Raw genomic sequence first — 15,619 nt, 5'->3', positions numbered from 1 at the left:
CAGCTTGTATTAAGTAATGAAAAAAGGGGATCGTGAAATCCCCTGTTTCATAAGCGGATGCGCGTACGACGTCCGCTTTAACCGCGTACGCCGCTCCTCAGCTTGCGGATCTCTTCCTTGATGATCACTTCCGCCAGGTCGGGCACCACTTCCCACACGATCCGCTCGATCACCTCGCGCGAAACCTTGGAGAGCGCGGCGACCAGTTGGTCCTCGGTCAACTCAGGGACCGCTGCGGGCGATGCGGCCGCGGGGGCCGCCTGGACCGGTGCGGCGACCGCAGGTGCGGCAGGTGCGGCAGGTGCGGCGGGTGCGGCGGGGACAACCGGCGCCACCTGAGCGGCGGCAACGGGTGCGGCAGGTGCTGCCTCGGATGCGGGCTCATCCAGTCCGAACTCGAACGGCTCGTACTCGGGAACTCCAAAGGCCGTGGCCTCGGCTTCCGCTTCAGCCTCGGCGGGGACCGCCGGTGCCGCCTCGGGCTCCTCGGCAAAGGCGAAGAACTCCTCCTCAGAAACGGTGAGCGCGGAATCGGCGGCCGGTTCATCAGGGTCGAGCGGCGGGCCGGTCTCCTCGATTTCCTCAGCCTCGTCGAAGCTGAAGATCTCCTCGGCCTCGTACTCGGCCTCCGGCTCAACCACCCCGAAAAGCTGGGCTGGGGATTCGGCAGGCGCGGCCGGGGCCTCCTCTTCCAGTTCGAAGGCGCCCCAGAGATCGTCTTCCATGGTCGCCTCCACCATCTCCACGGCAGCGGCGGGTGCAGCGGCGGGCTGTGCCGGCGCCGACGGCGCCTCCCATGCCGGTTCCTCGACCGCGGGGAGCTCCCATGCGGGCTCCGCGGCGGCGGTAACACCTTCCCAGAGGTCCTCGTCCACGGGTGCCGCAGCAGGTGCCGCAACTGGAGCTGCAGCAGCAGGTGCCGATTGAGCCATGGCATCAAACGAGGAAAGATCACCCCAGATCTCTTCCGCGGCGGGAGCGGGCTGGGCTGCAACGGGGGGGGCGGTCTTGCGGGTCTTGCCGAGTTCCAGCATCTCCTTCACCCGATCGATCAGTTGCTGCGACTCGAACGGTTTCGAGATGGTGGCGTCGGCACCGCACTGGCGGGATTTCTCTTCGTCCAGCGGTTCGAAGGCGCCGATCAGGAGGATGACGGGAACGGCACCGAGCGCCGGATCACGACGGATTTCGGCGCAGACCTCGTAGCCTGTCTTGCCCGGCATCAGCGCGTCGACGAGCATCACGTCGGGTTTGATCTCCCGCGCCTTTTCAAGGGCAGCAGTACCGTTATCGACAACGGTAAGTTCAAACTCCTCATTGGCGAAGATGATCGCCACGACCTTCTGGATAGTGATGCTGTCATCGGCGAGGAGCAGTCTGTTGCCCATCGATTCCCCCTGTAACTAGGAAGCTTATCTATAGGAGTTATCTTGCACTGAAGATGTCATGCCGTGCGGCTAAGACATAGAGAACAGCAAAGCAGGATCAAAGGTTCTCTCTGTGTCTGGTCTGACAGAAAAGACAGTCTGCTAAGTGAGCGCAAATAGATCCAGTATCAAGCCAAAATGGTAAAAAAAGCTAGCATAAAGGGCAAAGGGTGTCAAGGTTTTTGCCCTTTCTTATTAATCACTCGTCATTGAACCTGGCCATCTCACCGAGCTCAGGCGGAATGCCGAAGATCTGCGAGGCGAGCGTGGAGAGATCTCCGCGCAGCTTATTGAAATCATGTACCTTTTTATATTCCAACCGAGAGGTGAGGAGAATGACGAAGGTATCCGATGCCGGGTCGATCCAGATCGAGGAACCCGAGTAACCGGTATGCCCGAAGGAGACCCTCGAGAACCCCTGGCCGCGTGGGGCCGAGAAGGGGGAAGAGATGTCCCACCCGAGGCCACGAACGACGAGTCCGCCGCGCGAGAAATACGGAGCGGTCATCTGGTCCACGGTGCGCTGGGCAAGCACCCTCTTGCCGTCGAGCACCCCGCCGGCGAGCATCATGCGGCAGAAGCGGGCGAGGTCACCCGCGGTGGTGAAGAGGCCGGCGTGACCGGCGACGCCGCCCAACTGGCGGCAGAGGTAGTCCTGCGGTTCCCCGAAAAGGACCCGGTCGTCGCTGATGGTCCCGGAACAGCGCCCCGTCTCCCTGGGATGAAAGGAGGTGTCGACCATGCCGAGCGGGCGGTAGAAGGAGACCTGGGCGAAGAGGTCGAGGGGAGCACCGGTGGCGCGGCGCACCAGCTCGGCCAGGAGGATGAAGTTCAGGTCCGCGTAGCGGAAGCGATGCCCCACCTCCCCCTTCAGCTTCTGCGCGGCGGCGCCTTCGACGGCACTCTGCATCGGGTTGGCACTGGAAAGGGGTATGTCGTCTAGCCCCGAAGTGTGGGTTAGGAGGTTCATCACCAGAATGGCGTCCTTCCCCTTCCCGGCGAACTCCGGGAACCACTTGACGACCGGGTCCAGGAGGGAGATCCTCCCTTCCTCGGCGAGTTTCAGCACCGACGGTGTGGTGGCGGTCACCTTGGTGAGCGAGGCGATGTCGAAGATGGTGGAAACGGCCATGGGAGGAGCGTCGGGAAACGGGGAGATGCGCCCGTAGGGCTTCTCGAAGAGGATGCGGTCCCTGTTGCCGATGACCACGACGCCGCCGGCGATGAGGTTGCGCGAGATGGCCTCGTTCATCAGCGAGTCGATGCGGGGCTGATCGCCGGCATGGGAATCGGTGGCGAATACGATGACCAGCAGGATAAGGCAGATGCTTCTCAGTAGGGGGCTTAAGTGCCCCCCAAAACGTGTGACTGATCTCAATGTGTACTCTCTTGCTGCGTTACCCGAACGTGACCGCTTTTAGCTAGTTCATCCTGAAACTAACCGATTTTAGGACCTTGCCTTCCATATCGACGGCATCGCAGCGCCACTCGCCCGAGTTCCCCTTCTCCACCGCCTTGCGGCTGTAGGTGCGCCAGTGCGCCCCCTTGACCGGGAGCTCGTACTCGGCGACCACCTGGTCGTTCAGATACCACACCTGTTTGATGGTGGTGTCGGTATCCTCAGGTGCCGAGAACCTGGTAAAGCAGTACAGCGCCTTGACCGAAGTCGAAGAGATGCGCCGCACCGAGTCGATGGGGTTTCCCTTGACGATCTTCGTGGTGACCGCCATCTCCGTAATCTTCAGGTCGCCCGCGCGTGAAAGGCCCGGTGCGGCTAGGGTGGCAACCAATGCAGCGATGACGGGTAACATCCTGGTGCGGATCATTGTTCCTCCAGCAGCGTGTGGCGGAGAGTGATATGCCGGCGTGCCGCCGGTGCCGCCCGAAGAGGCGGCGTCGTTTGCCGTTCTAGGTCCGGTAATCTGCGTTGATGCGTACGTAATCGTAGGAGAGGTCGCTGGTAAAAACGACGGCCTCGCCGGCGCCGAGTTTCAGGTCGATGGTGACGCGGAATTCCTTCTGCTGCAGGACGCGGGTCCCGGCAGCCTCGGCATCACCTCCCGCGAAGACGCCGCCGGTTGCCATGACCACGTCGTCGAAGCGGATCTCCACCCTATCCTGCTGCACATCGGCACCCGAGTAACCGATGGCGGCGATGATCCTGCCCCAGTTGGCATCTTGCCCGAAGAAGGCGGTCTTAACCAGCATGGAGTTTGCGACGGCGAGGGCCGCCTTCTTGGCGTCGGCCTGGTTTGCCGCGCCTTTCACCCTGATCTCGACGAACTTGGTCGCACCTTCGCCATCCTTGACGATAAGCTTCGCCAGGGAGAGGAGCACGTCGTGCAGGAGAGCGGCGAAGGCGGCACCTTCAGGGGTGCCCGCCTTGATTGCCGGGTTCTGCGCCGCGCCGTTGGCGAAGATGACCGCAGTATCGTTGGTCGAGGTATCGTTGTCGACCGTGATCGCATTGAAGGAGCCATCCACCGCCTCGGTGAAGGCGCTCTTCAGGAAGGCGCCGTCGACCTCCGCGTCGGTGACCAGGAAGGAGAGCATGGTGGCCATGTTGGGATGGATCATCCCCGCCCCTTTTGCGATCCCCCAGATGCTGTACGGCTTCCCACCGGCCTCGCCGCTGCGGCGCTCGATTTTTTCGAAGGTATCCGTGGTCATGATCGCACGGGCCACGTCGTCCAGAGTGCCGTGGTCCAGGCCGTCGACGAGCGGCTGGATGCCCTTTTTGAAGCGCTCCATGGGGAGCGGCTGGCCGATCACCCCGGTGGAGGCGATGAGGAGTTCCTCGTCCGAGAGGCCTAGCGCCTCCGCGGTCCTTCTGCCGCACTCGAGTGCATCGACCATCCCCTGTTCGCCGGTGCAGGCGTTCGCGTTGCCGCTGTTCACGAGGAGGGCGCGGCACCTGCCGTTTTTGGAGCGCTCGCGCGATATGAGGACCGGAGCCGCCTGTACCTTGTTGGTGGTGTAGACCGCCGCCACCTGGGCGGGGAAGTCGGAGAATATAAGTGCCAGGTCGAGCCGGCCCGGCTTCTTGATGGCCGCCTCAACGGCGGAGAAGCGAAAACCTTTCATAAATCCCCCAGAAACCGTTCAACGTTCAGCGTTCAACGTTCAACGGAGTTGGTCGCCCACCGCATCTCGGTGCGGTACTGCTAACGCAACCAACACACACGAAGCAATCGAGCGTTCAGACATCCGGGGGAGCGGTACGGGTACCGCGACGCCGGTAAAGGGGGTAAACAACCACACCCTTCATTGAACGTTGAACGCCGAACGTTGAACGTCTTTTAGATTACTTGCCGCAGCACTTCTTGTACTTCTTGCCGCTGCCGCAGGGGCAGGGATCGTTTCTCCCCGCGTTGCGCGCATTTTTCGCGGTACCCTTCGACGCGGCCTCTTCCGCCTCCGGTTCGACGAGGTTGAAGACCATCTTCTGCTCCGGCTGCTCCAGCTCGTACTGAGCGAGATCCTCCTCCTGGCCGATCTGCACCCAGAAGATCTTCTCCACTACTTCCTGACGGATGCGGTTCATCATGTCCATGAAGAGCTGGTACGCCTCGCGCTTGTACTCCTGCTTCGGATCCTTCTGACCGTAGCCGCGCAGACCGATCCCCTCTTTCAGGTGGTCGATGGAGAGAAGGTGGTCCTTCCACTGGGTGTCGATGACCTGCAGCATGATCACCTTGATCAGGTGATCCATGAGCTCGTCGCCGAACTCGGTGACCTTCTGGTTGAAGCGGTCACGGGTGCTGCTTCTAAGCGTATCCTCGAAGTTCACCGGGGTGATGCGATCGAAAAGCTCCGGGGTCAGGTCGAGGTGGATGCCGAACAGCTTGAAGACGGTGTCTGTGATCCCCTGCCAGTCCCACTCGCGCGCCGGGGTACGGTCGATGACGAAGGCCTGCACCACGTCGGTGACGGTCTCCTCCAGCATCCCGGCGAAGCTCTTCCTGATCTCGTTGCCGGCGAGGATCTCTTTCCTCTGGGTGTAGATCACCTCGCGCTGCTTGTTCATGACGTCGTCGTACTCGATCAGGTGCTTCCTGATCTCGAAGTTGTGCGCCTCGACCTTCTTCTGCGCGTTCTCGATGGCGCGGGTGATCAGGCCGTGGGTGATCGCCTCGCCCTCCTCGATGCCGAGTTTGTCCATGATCATGGAAACACGGTCAGAACCGAAGATGCGCAGGAGGTCGTCCTGCAGCGACAGGTAGAAACGGGAGGAACCCGGGTCGCCCTGACGGCCGGAACGGCCGCGCAGCTGGTTGTCGATGCGGCGCGACTCGTGACGCTCGGTGCCGAGGATGTGCAGGCCGCCGAGAGCGACCACCTCGTCGTGCTCCGCGGCGCACACCGGCTTGTGCTTATCCACAAGGAGATCGAACTGGCGCTTGTACTCGGCGAAGAGCAGCGGCTCGAGCTGATCGGTGTCGATGTCGAACCCGTTTTTCACGTGACGATCGACCACGGGGAAAATGTTGCCGAAGTCTTTCTCGAGCATGCGCAGGATGGCTGCTTCGTCCTGTTCCTCGTCGATCGCCTTTCCGATCGCCTCGAGAACCTCCTCGGTCTTCACCTCGGGGGTGCCGCCGAACTCCTGGCGCGCAAGCCCGTCCGGGTTACCGCCCAGAACGATGTCGGTACCGCGGCCGGCCATGTTGGTGGCGATGGTGACCATCCCCTTGCGGCCCGCCTGGGCGACGATCTCCGCCTCCTTCTCGTGCTGCTTCGCGTTGAGGACGAAGTGCGGGATCGCTTCACGCTTCAGGAGCTCGGAGAGCTGCTCGGACTTCTCGATGGAGATGGTGCCAACCAGGATCGGCTGCCCCTTCTCGTGCAGTTCCTTGATCTCGGCGATGACCGCGGTGAACTTCTCGCGCTCAGTCTTGTAGATGACGTCCGGGAAGTCCGGGCGCAAAAGCGGGCGGTTCGTCGGGATAACCACGACGTCCAGCTTGTAGATCTTGTGGAATTCCTCCGCCTCGGTGTCAGCGGTACCGGTCATGCCCGAAAGCTTGTCGTACATGCGGAAGTAGTTCTGGAAGGTGATCGTGGCGAGAGTCTGGTTCTCGTTCTCGATCTTCGCCCCTTCCTTCGCCTCGATGGCCTGGTGCAGGCCGTCGGACCAGCGGCGCCCCGGCATGAGGCGGCCGGTGAACTCGTCGACGATGAGGACCTCGTTGTCGCGCACCACGTAGTCCACGTCGCGCTTGAACAGGGCGTGCGCACGGAGCGCCTGCTGGGTGTGGTGCAGCATCTCCATGTTTCTCGGATCGTAGAGGTTGTCGATCTTTAGGAGCTGCTCGACCTTCAGCACCCCTTCCTCGGTCAGGGCCGCGCTCTTAGCCTTCTCATCGACGGTGAAATCGCCGGTGTAAGTCTTTCTTTTGCCGGAGAGGGTATTGGCCTCGACCTCGATCACCTCACCCTTTTTCAGCATCGGGATGATGCGATCGATGATGTAGTACTTGTCCGTGGAGTCCTCGGTAGGGCCGGAGATGATGAGCGGGGTCCTCGCCTCGTCGATGAGGATGGAGTCGACCTCGTCGACTACGGCGAAGTTGAAGGGACGCTGGACGTAGTCGGCCAGGTCGAACTTCATGTTGTCGCGCAGGTAATCGAAACCGAACTCGTTGTTGGTGCCGTAGGTGATGTCGGCGGCGTAGGCCTCGCGGCGCTCCCAGTCCTCGAGGCCGTGCACGATGACGCCCACGGAGAGCCCTAAGAACTTGTGGATGCGGCCCATCCAGTCGGAGTCGCGCTTGGCGAGGTAGTCGTTCACGGTGACGACGTGGACGCCCTTGCCGGAGATGCCGTTCAGGTAGGAAGGAAGCGTCGCCACGAGAGTTTTACCCTCGCCGGTCTTCATCTCGGCGATCTTGCCTGCGTGGAGCACCATGCCGCCGATCAACTGCACGTCGAAGTGGCGCATGCCGAGAACGCGCTTGCCCGCCTCGCGGCAGACGGCGAACGCCTCCGGAAGCATCGCGTCGAGGCTCTCCCCCTTGGCGTAGCGCTCCTTGAACTGTGCCGTCTTGCCGCGCAGTTCATCGTCGGTGAGCTTGACGGTCTCCGCTTCCAGCTGGTTTATGCGTTCCACGATAGGCCAGAGACGCTTCAGTTCCCGCTCGTTCTTGCTCCCGACAAACTTCTTTATAAGCGCGCCAAACATCTATGAAATCTCCTTAGCAGTTAAAACAGGATAAAAAAAACAGTGTACGCTACCATAAAAGTGAGAATCCCTCAACTGAAAAGGCGCCAGTCTTGCAGGGTTTTCCGGGTGTAATATTGCCCGGCAGTCCCCTCCCCCGTTCGGCCGACACCCCGTACGTTTTCCCCGCCCCCGGAGGGGGAGGGTCAGGGAGGGGGGGCGCAGCGTCCTGCCAAAACGTGCCAAACCTGCCCGGGTGCCCCACCCCCCTCCCGACCTCCCCCCTCCAGGGGGAGGAACTCCATCCGTCGGCCTGTGCGGACGTTCTTGCATTCCCACTGCCGCATCTCTATAATGGGCCGCCGGAAAAGGAGCCCAATGTACGTGGAAACAACGCCGTTCAACGAAGAACTTATCGACACCCACCTGATAGTCGACGTCCGCACCCCTCTTGAATATGTAGAGGACCACATCCCCGGAGCCATCAACGTTCCGCTGCTCACCAACGAGGAGCGGGTCGAGATCGGCATCCTGCACAAAGAGGACGGCCCCCACGCGGCGCGCCGCCGCGGTCTGGAGCTCACCGCGCACCGCTTCCCCGCCATGGTGCAAGAGATCGCGGACGCCGCGGCAGGACGCCCCATCCTCGTCTACTGCTGGCGCGGGGGACTACGCAGCAAGACCGTCACCGTCATACTCGACCTCGCCGGCTTCAAGGCGACCCAGTTGATCGGCGGCTACAAGAGTTTCCGCCACGTGGTCGGCGAGTACTTCACCCCTTTCACGCCCAAGGTGCCGCTCGTCGTCCTGCACGGCATGACCGGCATCGGCAAGACCACCCTTTTGCAGCGCCTGAAAGAGCGCGGCCGCTCCACTCTCGACCTCGAGGGACTCGCCTGCCACCGCGGCTCGGCCTTCGGCCAGCTTGGGCTCAACCAGGACCTCACCCAGAAACGCTTCGAGACCCTCCTTTGGGATGCCTGCCGCAGGGCGCCCGAAGGCGAGCCTCTTATCCTCGAGGGTGAGAGCGAGCGGATCGGGCGCGTCTCGCTTCCGGGCGACTTCTACCAGAAGATGGCGCAGGGGATCAGGGTGTGGTGCCATGCCTCGCTGGAAACCCGCGTCGTGCGTCTGATCGATGAGTACGGCCTTCCCGAGTACAAGGAGGAAATGGCGACGGCGCTGCAGCGCATCAGGAAGAAGCTTGGGGGCAAGCGCTGCGATGAGCTCGGCGAGAACCTGGAGCGCTGGGAAATGGAAGAGTTCATGAAGGGGTTGGTGATCGACTACTACGACAAGGTCTATTACAAAAACCGCACCTGGGACGCCGACTTCGACCTCTGCATGGAGGACTTCGACCAGGCGGCAAAAGAGCTGGAAGAGCGCCTGGCGGCGCGGACGACGTAGCCGCCAGGAAGGCTTACCGCCTCCGCACCCGGTACTTCGCGAGGAGCTCCACCGGGTGATAGGAGAGCTTCGCCTGCCGGAGCGCCTCCTCTCCCAGATCCTGCTCGCGGTTCAGATAGGTGCATTCGGTGAAAAGCAGCCGGGAGAACTCCCGGTCCAGGAGCTGGTAAAGCCCCTCCATGAAGTTGTCCCCCTTCTCGAAGTGGCAGACAGCCGTCTCCAGGTTCAGCCGCTCACCTATGGCAAAACCGCGCACCACCCCTTCCACCAGCACCACGACCCCGGAAAGCCCCAGTTCACCATGCAGCCTTAGCGCCTCCGCGCACCCCTCGACCTCGCCCCGGACCGACCCGGCGGGGGCAAGCTCCATCTTCACCCTCCCCCACTCCTCGAGAAGCGCGAGTGATCCCGCCACGTGCCGCTCGGCGAAGAGCTCCACCTCGTGCCGGTGCCGGTTAACAAAGTAGTTCACCCGGTTCTTTTTCTTGTGGTAGAGCTTCCCGCTTAGCTGCACCATCTCCTCTTTCACGTGAAGGTAGTCGAAATTGTTGCGGTCAGGCACCGCTTCGAAGCGCTCCGATGGGAGATGGCGCGCGAGGAAAGCGTCGTCTGCGCCGTAAAGCGTGAGCCCTTCATCGAGGAGCTTCAGGGCGACCGCGTTGACGTCGCCGCCGAAAGGTGGAAGGAAGTAGGGGGTGCCGTCGTAGCCCCGCCCGAGCGCGAGGACGGCGTCCCCAACTCTGGTCAGGCGATATTCGTGCGCCTTGCGGAAAAGGTAAAGGTTCGCGAAGGTGAGTTCCGAGACGCGCGGCTGCAGCTCGGAAAAAAGCCGGTCCAGGAGGGGTTTGTCCTCCAACGTGATGCCCCGCGAGCCGGGATATTGCGGAATCTCCATGGCGCTCTCCGGAAAAAATTTGTCACAGTATACTCATTTTTTTGCAGAAATGCGAAAAAAGGACTGGCATTTGCCATACCGTATACGGTAGTATCGCCGTTACACTGTCAGCAGTGTTTGCAAAAAAGTGTTTGTCTCAGTGCAATGCCAGTAAACACGGCGATAAACGCGCTAACTGCACACGAGATAGTTTCCACCATTTGCACAAAAAGAAAACCCATTTTTCGGGGGAGCCGTGCAGAGATACCTCTTCGACTTCATCAACAACCTGAAGCTGCGCTGGAAGATGGTGGTTCTGGTGCTCCCCCTTGTGATCATCCCCATCTTCCTCGTGGGTGGGATCATCGGTTATATCTCGACCAAACAGGCCTACCTCGGCATCACCCAGACCAGCAAGGATGACCTGCAGCACATGGCCTCCTTCACGGTCGACCTCCTGAACTCCCACTACCAGCAGTTCCAGGTCTACAAGCAGGACAAGGAGAAATCCTTCCACGACGAGCTGCAGACGGTCACCGAGCTTGCCTACAACGTGGTGAAGAGCCAGCAGAACCTCCAAAAAACCGGACGGATGGATCTGAAGACGGCCCAGCGCGAGGCGCGCAACGCCCTCTTGAAGGTGAACGTCGGAAAGACCGGCTACATCTACGCCATGGACAGCCGCGGCGAGCTGAAGGTGCACGTGGCGCAGGAGGGGGCAAACGTCTTTGATAGCCGCGACGAGAGCGGGCGCTACTTCATCAGGGAGATGATCGAAAAGGCGAAACGCTCGAAGCCTGGCGAGATCCTGTACATCGTCTACCCCTGGAAAAACGCGGCGCTCGGGGACAAGTCGCTGAGAAAGAAGATGGTGGCGTACCGCTACTTAAAGGAATGGGACTGGATCATCGCCGCCGGCGGCTATCTCGAGGAGACCTACGAGGACGTCGCCTTCGAGCGGCGCTCCTTCGAGGCGCTGAAGGAGAAGATCAAGAGCAAGAAGGTGGGCAAGACCGGCTACATCTATGCCATGGACACCTCGGGGAACTTCATGATCCACCCCACCGGGGAGGGGAAGAACTTCCTGAACGCCACCGACTCCAACGGGCAGCACTTCATCAAGGAGATGTGCGAAAGGAAAAACGGCTGGATCCGCTACCCCTGGAAGAACAAGGGGGACGAGGCGCCCCGCATGAAGATCGTGCGCTACGAGTACTTCGAGCCGTGGAACTGGATCGTTGCGGTGGGTTCCTACGAGGAGGAGTTTTACCAGGAGGCGAATGCGATCAAAGGGCGCATCCTCGAGAGCATGGTGGTGCTCACCATCCTCGTCTCGGTGCTGGCGGTGTTCATGGTGCTTTTGGCCTCGCGCGTTATGACCGAGCCGATCAGCCGAATGATCGAGGTGATCAGGAGGGTGAAGATGGGGCGGCTGGACGAGACCATGCCGGTGGACTCGGAAGACGAGCTGGGCGAACTCGCCACCGCCTTCAACCGGATGACCAAGATCATCAAACACAACAAGGAGCTCGAGGCAAACCTTGCCCAACAAGGGAAAATGGCGTCCCTCGGCGTCCTCTCCTCCGGTGTGGCGCACGAGATCAACAACCCGCTCGGCGTGATCCTAGGATACGCCGCCTACATCGAGAAGAAGCTGACGCCTGAGGACCCGAACTACAAGTTCATCCACGAGATCAAGCGCGAGAGCAAGCGTTGCAAGAAGATCGTCCAGGACCTCCTCTCCTACGCCCGGACCCCGCAGCCGGTCCTCGAGGAGACCAACGTGAACGACCTTCTGGAGCAGATCGTCGACTTCGCTGCGAACCACACCGACATGCATCACGTGACGGTGCAAAAGAGTTTCGACCTCTCCCTGCCTCGCGTCATGGTCGACGGCGACCAACTGCGCCAGGTGGCCATAAACCTGATTCTGAACGCGGGCGCCGCCATGCAGAGAGGGGGCGAGCTCGTGGTGAGCACCGCCGCCGTGGAAGACGAATGGGTTTGCCTCAGGTTCCGCGACAACGGCGCGGGGATCTCGCCCGAGCACATCGAGAAGATCTTCGAACCCTTCTTCACCACCAAGGTCAAGGGGACCGGCCTGGGTCTCGCGATAACCAAGCAGATCGTGGAGCAGCATCACGGCAAGATCGAGATCACCAGCGAGATGGGGGTCGGCACCACCGTCGAGGTGAAGCTTCCCATCAACAGGGACGAATACTGTTAGGAAAACGCCGCGCCGCGCGCGGATAACGGAGTGGCACCATGACGAAAAAACGGGTGATGTTGGTCGACAACGAGGAGGGGCTTTGCCGCATGATGGAGGCGGTCCTCTCCGACAACGGCTACCAGGTCTCCGCGTTCACGAGGAGCTTCGAGGCGGCCGAGTCCTTCCAGGCCGGTCAGTGGGACCTCCTCGTCACCGACATCAAGATGCCGGGGATGGACGGGCTCGAGCTCCTGCAGAAGGTGAAGCAGAAGGACCCGGCCATCCCGGTGATCATGGTCACCGCCTACGCCACGGTGGAGATGTCCATCCAGGCCCTGAGAAAAGGGGCCTATGACATGCTCACCAAGCCCTTTGAGCCCGAGGAGCTGTTGTACCGGGTGAAGAACGCGCTGCAGCACACCCGCCTCATGGAGGAGAACCGCGAACTGCGCGAGGAACTCGTCGGGCGCTTCAACTTCGGCAACATCATCGGGGCGTCGAAGGCCCTGAAGGAAGTGCTCGAGCGGGTCGAGAAGCTCGCCGTGCGCGACACCTCGGTGCTCATCACCGGCGAGTCCGGAACCGGCAAGGAGCTCATCGCCCAGGCGATCCACTACAACTCCCCCAGGAAAGACAAGAAGTTCGTCGCCATAAACTGCGGCGCCCTCCCCGCCTCGCTTTTGGAGAGCGAACTCTTCGGCTACAAGAAAGGGGCCTTCACCGGCGCCGCGGAGAACCGGCGCGGCCTGCTGGAGACCGCCGACGGCGGGACACTTTTTCTCGACGAGGTGGGGAACCTTCCCATGACGGTGCAAAAGACGCTGCTGCGCTTTCTCCAGGAGCAGGAGTTCAACCGCCTGGGGGACCCCACCCCCACCAAGGTCGACGTCCGCGTCCTCTCCGCCACCAACGCGGACATGAAGCAGGCAGTGAAGGCAGGGGAGTTCCGCGAGGACCTCTTCTACCGCCTGAACGTGGTCAACATCAACCTCCCACCGCTCAGGGAGCGACGCGACGACATAGCACTCATCGCCGCCCACTTCATCTCGCTGCAAAACGCCAAGTTCGGCACCCACATAAAGGGGCTCGCCCACGACGCCATGGAGGCGGCGGTCGATTTTTCCTGGCCCGGCAACATCCGCCAGCTGAAGAACGTGATCGAGGCCTGCATCGCCATGGAAAGCAGCGACTACATCACCCTGCCGGTGCTCTCCCAGTTCATCGAGGTGATCCCTTCCGAGGGGGGCGCCGAGGCTACGGCCGATGAAGGTGACTACTCGAGGGCGCTCATGCGTTTCGAGACCGAGTACCTGAGAGGCCTCTTGCGCAAGAACCAGGGGAACGTGGAGGCCGCCGCCAAGGAGGCGGGGACCAACATGGCCACCATCTACCGAAAGATCAAGAAGTACGCCATCAGGAAAGAGGAGTACAACAGCTAGTCCTGCCCGCGGCGTTTCTTTTTTGCATCATTGCAAAAAGGGGCGCCGCCATACTTGCAGCCTTGCAAATTCATTAGCCCCGACGCGCCCTACCCGCCAAAACCGCCGATATCACTCACCTTTACATGAAACGAGGCAAAAAGCCCTACGAAGCTGCCCCTCGGTAACCACGCCCCTCCCCTTTCGGCTTTCTTCGCGTTTTTGCAAAAAGCCCACTGAGAAGCTCCGCCGCGCCCCCGCCCCGCGATGCGGTAACTCACCGGTTTAAAGGCGTTTGAGATCCAATGATGCAGGTAAACACCAAATTGGTACGGCAGTTGCTAATCCTGTTTACGTCACCCCTTTCTTGCCTGAGGGCGTCTGCTTTGAAAGAGGAATAGAGGTCTTATGCAGGAAACAAAGGTCTGCCCCTTCTTCGGCAAAAATGACGATTACTGCGACGTAGGCTGCGGCTACATCTCGCCGCACGACGTGAAGCAGATCATCATGTTCTGCAGCTGCCGATTCAGGGAATGCCTGAAGTACCAGGAGCTCTCGGACCGCGTTCCGGTCGGAAAGCTCGATCCGAACCTCTGCCTGGTGTGAGCCGACGGGTTCAGCCAGGCGGACGGATCACCGCTTAGTCCACTGTGATTTGTTGCAAAAGGAGAAAGGCGATGAGTGAAAAAGAACTAGAACTGCTCGCTAGACTCGAGGAACTGGAACGGCACACCTGGCGTAACAGCGCGATCCTGCGCGCCGTCGCCATGGTCGCCTTTACCGCGCTGATCGGCATCGTGGTTGCCTCAGGCGTGGTGGGTGGCGGCCGCGGCAGCCACTGGTCCGGTCCGGCCTGGAACACCATGTGGCTCTACGGCCTTTTTGCAGCGAACGCGGTCTCCATGTTCTGGACCACCCACAAGGAATAGCCCCACAGGGCGTCGATGCGGAGGAACTTCACATGCCGATGAAATTGACAAACGTGATACTTCTCTTGGTCGTCGTCGTGACCTGCGCCGTCTTCTCGTTGCGCATCTTCCAGGGGCTGGACGAGATGATGGGGGATCAGTACTGGGTCGTCGATACCACCCAGGGTGACCACGGCTGGTACGCCATGGGCCTCTTGCCGCACGTGAAAAAAGTACCGAAGGAAGTGGTCCAGGCGGTGAACACCGACCCTGAGCGCGACGACAAGTACATCATCTACGCCCAAAACGGCGACTTCGCCGGCAACTCGGTCTACGGCATCTGTCTCGGCATCCCGCTCATCATGTACCTGATCTGGTTCGCCTTCATCCTGGGTTTTCCGGACCGCATCGATCCCTATCTGCTGCCAAGGCGCATCTTCACCCTGACCGTCATCATCATGTGCTCGGTGATCGTGAACCTCTTTTTGATGCGCATCGCCGCCGACTTCGCCCGGGATCCCATGTCGCGCATCGCCAACGTAGCCGGCAACCACGCCTCGCTCCTCTTCCACAACGCGGGGATCTGGTTCGCCATCCTCTTCTCGGCCCTCGGCACCCCGAACCACTCCATGCGCGAGACCGCGGCGCCGGACAGCCGCAACTGGCAGACCCAGGCGAACGAGAAGTTCAACTGGATGTTCGTGCTCCTCTTCGCGGTTACCATACTTGAAGTGGCACTCGTCAAGAACAAGCTTGCCCTGCCCGACGCGGCGGTGGACTACTCGGTCTGGATCATCCTCGTCGTCATCTTTATGAGGATGTTCGGCTTCTCCCCCAAGTACTGGGTCAAGCGAGGGCGCGGCATCGCCATCATGGTGGCAGGGACCCTCATCACCCTCCCCGTCTTCTACCTGCTGGAGCGCGCCACCGGGACATTGGGCGCCGGCTTCGCCTCCCCGATCCTCACCAAAACCCTCGGGCCGGAGAACGCCAACATAGGCCTCTCGCTCATGGTTTCCATCTACCTCATCTTCTGGATGGAGTTCGCTGCCGCAATACGGATGAACGGTCCAGCTAGGCCACTGTCATTGGGACGAAGATAACTACTACAAGCTTTGGAAGACACTGAATAAAGGAGGATACCGGTATCGGCATCCTCTTTTTTTGTCGTAAAACGGCTTCGCTACAAGCTTAATAAAACACAGCGACAATACAC

12 protein-coding genes are annotated in these 15,619 nt (G+C 60.9%); 6 read left to right on the top strand and 6 right to left on the bottom strand.

The features are described 5' to 3' along the window. Positions 1-77: 77 nt before the first annotated feature. From E8K79_RS07755 to secA, 5 genes are all read right to left on the bottom strand, one after another. A complete protein-coding gene (locus E8K79_RS07755) occupies positions 78-1,388 on the bottom strand; it encodes a response regulator (RefSeq protein ID WP_136514238.1) in 1,311 nt (436 codons plus the stop codon). 238 nt (positions 1,389-1,626) lie between these two features. Continuing rightward, on the bottom strand, positions 1,627-2,763 hold the full coding sequence (locus E8K79_RS07750; protein ID WP_136514472.1) for a serine hydrolase domain-containing protein: 1,137 nt from the start codon (positions 2,761-2,763) through the stop codon (positions 1,627-1,629). 85 nt (positions 2,764-2,848) lie between these two features. Beyond that, the gene (locus E8K79_RS07745; RefSeq protein WP_136514237.1) at positions 2,849-3,253 is read right to left on the bottom strand and encodes a DUF2914 domain-containing protein; all 405 of its coding nucleotides are present in this window, start codon (positions 3,251-3,253) and stop codon (positions 2,849-2,851) included. Between the two features lie 82 nt (positions 3,254-3,335). Next, positions 3,336-4,511, bottom strand: a complete 1,176-nt coding sequence (argJ, locus tag E8K79_RS07740; RefSeq protein WP_136514236.1) for a bifunctional glutamate N-acetyltransferase/amino-acid acetyltransferase ArgJ — start codon at positions 4,509-4,511, stop codon at positions 3,336-3,338. Positions 4,512-4,731: 220 nt separating this feature from the next. After that, on the bottom strand, positions 4,732-7,608 hold the full coding sequence (secA, locus tag E8K79_RS07735) for a preprotein translocase subunit SecA (protein ID WP_136514235.1): 2,877 nt from the start codon (positions 7,606-7,608) through the stop codon (positions 4,732-4,734). A gap of 363 nt (positions 7,609-7,971) precedes the next feature. Between secA and mnmH the strand changes: the two genes are divergently transcribed. After that, positions 7,972-8,994, top strand: coding sequence for a tRNA 2-selenouridine(34) synthase MnmH (gene mnmH / locus E8K79_RS07730; RefSeq protein WP_136514471.1), 1,023 nt, complete (start codon positions 7,972-7,974; stop codon positions 8,992-8,994). 13 nt (positions 8,995-9,007) lie between these two features. Here mnmH and E8K79_RS07725 read toward each other — a convergent pair whose 3' ends face one another. Further along, complete coding sequence (locus tag E8K79_RS07725; RefSeq protein WP_136514234.1) at positions 9,008-9,889, bottom strand: DUF2156 domain-containing protein; 882 nt, start codon at positions 9,887-9,889, stop codon at positions 9,008-9,010. A gap of 235 nt (positions 9,890-10,124) precedes the next feature. Between E8K79_RS07725 and E8K79_RS07720 the strand changes: the two genes are divergently transcribed. From E8K79_RS07720 to E8K79_RS07700, 5 genes are all read left to right on the top strand, one after another. Beyond that, positions 10,125-12,095 carry a cache domain-containing protein gene (locus E8K79_RS07720; protein ID WP_136514233.1) on the top strand — a complete coding sequence of 657 codons (1,971 nt, stop codon included), beginning with the start codon at positions 10,125-10,127 and terminating at the stop codon, positions 12,093-12,095. Between the two features lie 38 nt (positions 12,096-12,133). Beyond that, a complete protein-coding gene (locus E8K79_RS07715) occupies positions 12,134-13,516 on the top strand; it encodes a sigma-54-dependent transcriptional regulator (RefSeq protein WP_135871919.1) in 1,383 nt (460 codons plus the stop codon). Between the two features lie 387 nt (positions 13,517-13,903). Further along, the gene (locus E8K79_RS07710; RefSeq protein WP_135871921.1) at positions 13,904-14,101 is read left to right on the top strand and encodes a hypothetical protein; all 198 of its coding nucleotides are present in this window, start codon (positions 13,904-13,906) and stop codon (positions 14,099-14,101) included. Between the two features lie 71 nt (positions 14,102-14,172). Continuing rightward, entirely contained in the window at positions 14,173-14,424 is a 252-nt protein-coding gene (locus E8K79_RS07705; RefSeq protein WP_129127679.1) for a hypothetical protein, read from the top strand. Between the two features lie 32 nt (positions 14,425-14,456). Further along, complete coding sequence (locus E8K79_RS07700; protein ID WP_135871923.1) at positions 14,457-15,506, top strand: hypothetical protein; 1,050 nt, start codon at positions 14,457-14,459, stop codon at positions 15,504-15,506. Positions 15,507-15,619 lie beyond the last annotated feature (113 nt).

It is taken from the genome of Geomonas edaphica (assembly GCF_004917075.1).
Classification (GTDB): domain Bacteria; phylum Desulfobacterota; class Desulfuromonadia; order Geobacterales; family Geobacteraceae; genus Geomonas; species Geomonas edaphica.
This window is presented reverse-complemented; position numbering and strand designations above follow the sequence as displayed.

Bases quoted from the DNA above. Each gene is read 5' to 3' on its own strand.
- E8K79_RS07755 (WP_136514238.1), bottom strand. From the start codon at position 1,388: ATGGGCAACAGACTGCTCCTCGCCGATGACAGCATCACTATCCAGAAG.
- E8K79_RS07705 (WP_129127679.1), top strand. From the start codon at position 14,173: ATGAGTGAAAAAGAACTAGAACTGCTCGCTAGACTCGAGGAACTGGAA.
- secA (WP_136514235.1), bottom strand. From the start codon at position 7,608: ATGTTTGGCGCGCTTATAAAGAAGTTTGTCGGGAGCAAGAACGAGCGG.
- E8K79_RS07745 (WP_136514237.1), bottom strand. From the start codon at position 3,253: ATGATCCGCACCAGGATGTTACCCGTCATCGCTGCATTGGTTGCCACC.
- E8K79_RS07710 (WP_135871921.1), top strand. From the start codon at position 13,904: ATGCAGGAAACAAAGGTCTGCCCCTTCTTCGGCAAAAATGACGATTAC.
- E8K79_RS07715 (WP_135871919.1), top strand. From the start codon at position 12,134: ATGACGAAAAAACGGGTGATGTTGGTCGACAACGAGGAGGGGCTTTGC.
- E8K79_RS07725 (WP_136514234.1), bottom strand. From the start codon at position 9,889: ATGGAGATTCCGCAATATCCCGGCTCGCGGGGCATCACGTTGGAGGAC.
- E8K79_RS07700 (WP_135871923.1), top strand. From the start codon at position 14,457: ATGCCGATGAAATTGACAAACGTGATACTTCTCTTGGTCGTCGTCGTG.
- argJ (WP_136514236.1), bottom strand. From the start codon at position 4,511: ATGAAAGGTTTTCGCTTCTCCGCCGTTGAGGCGGCCATCAAGAAGCCG.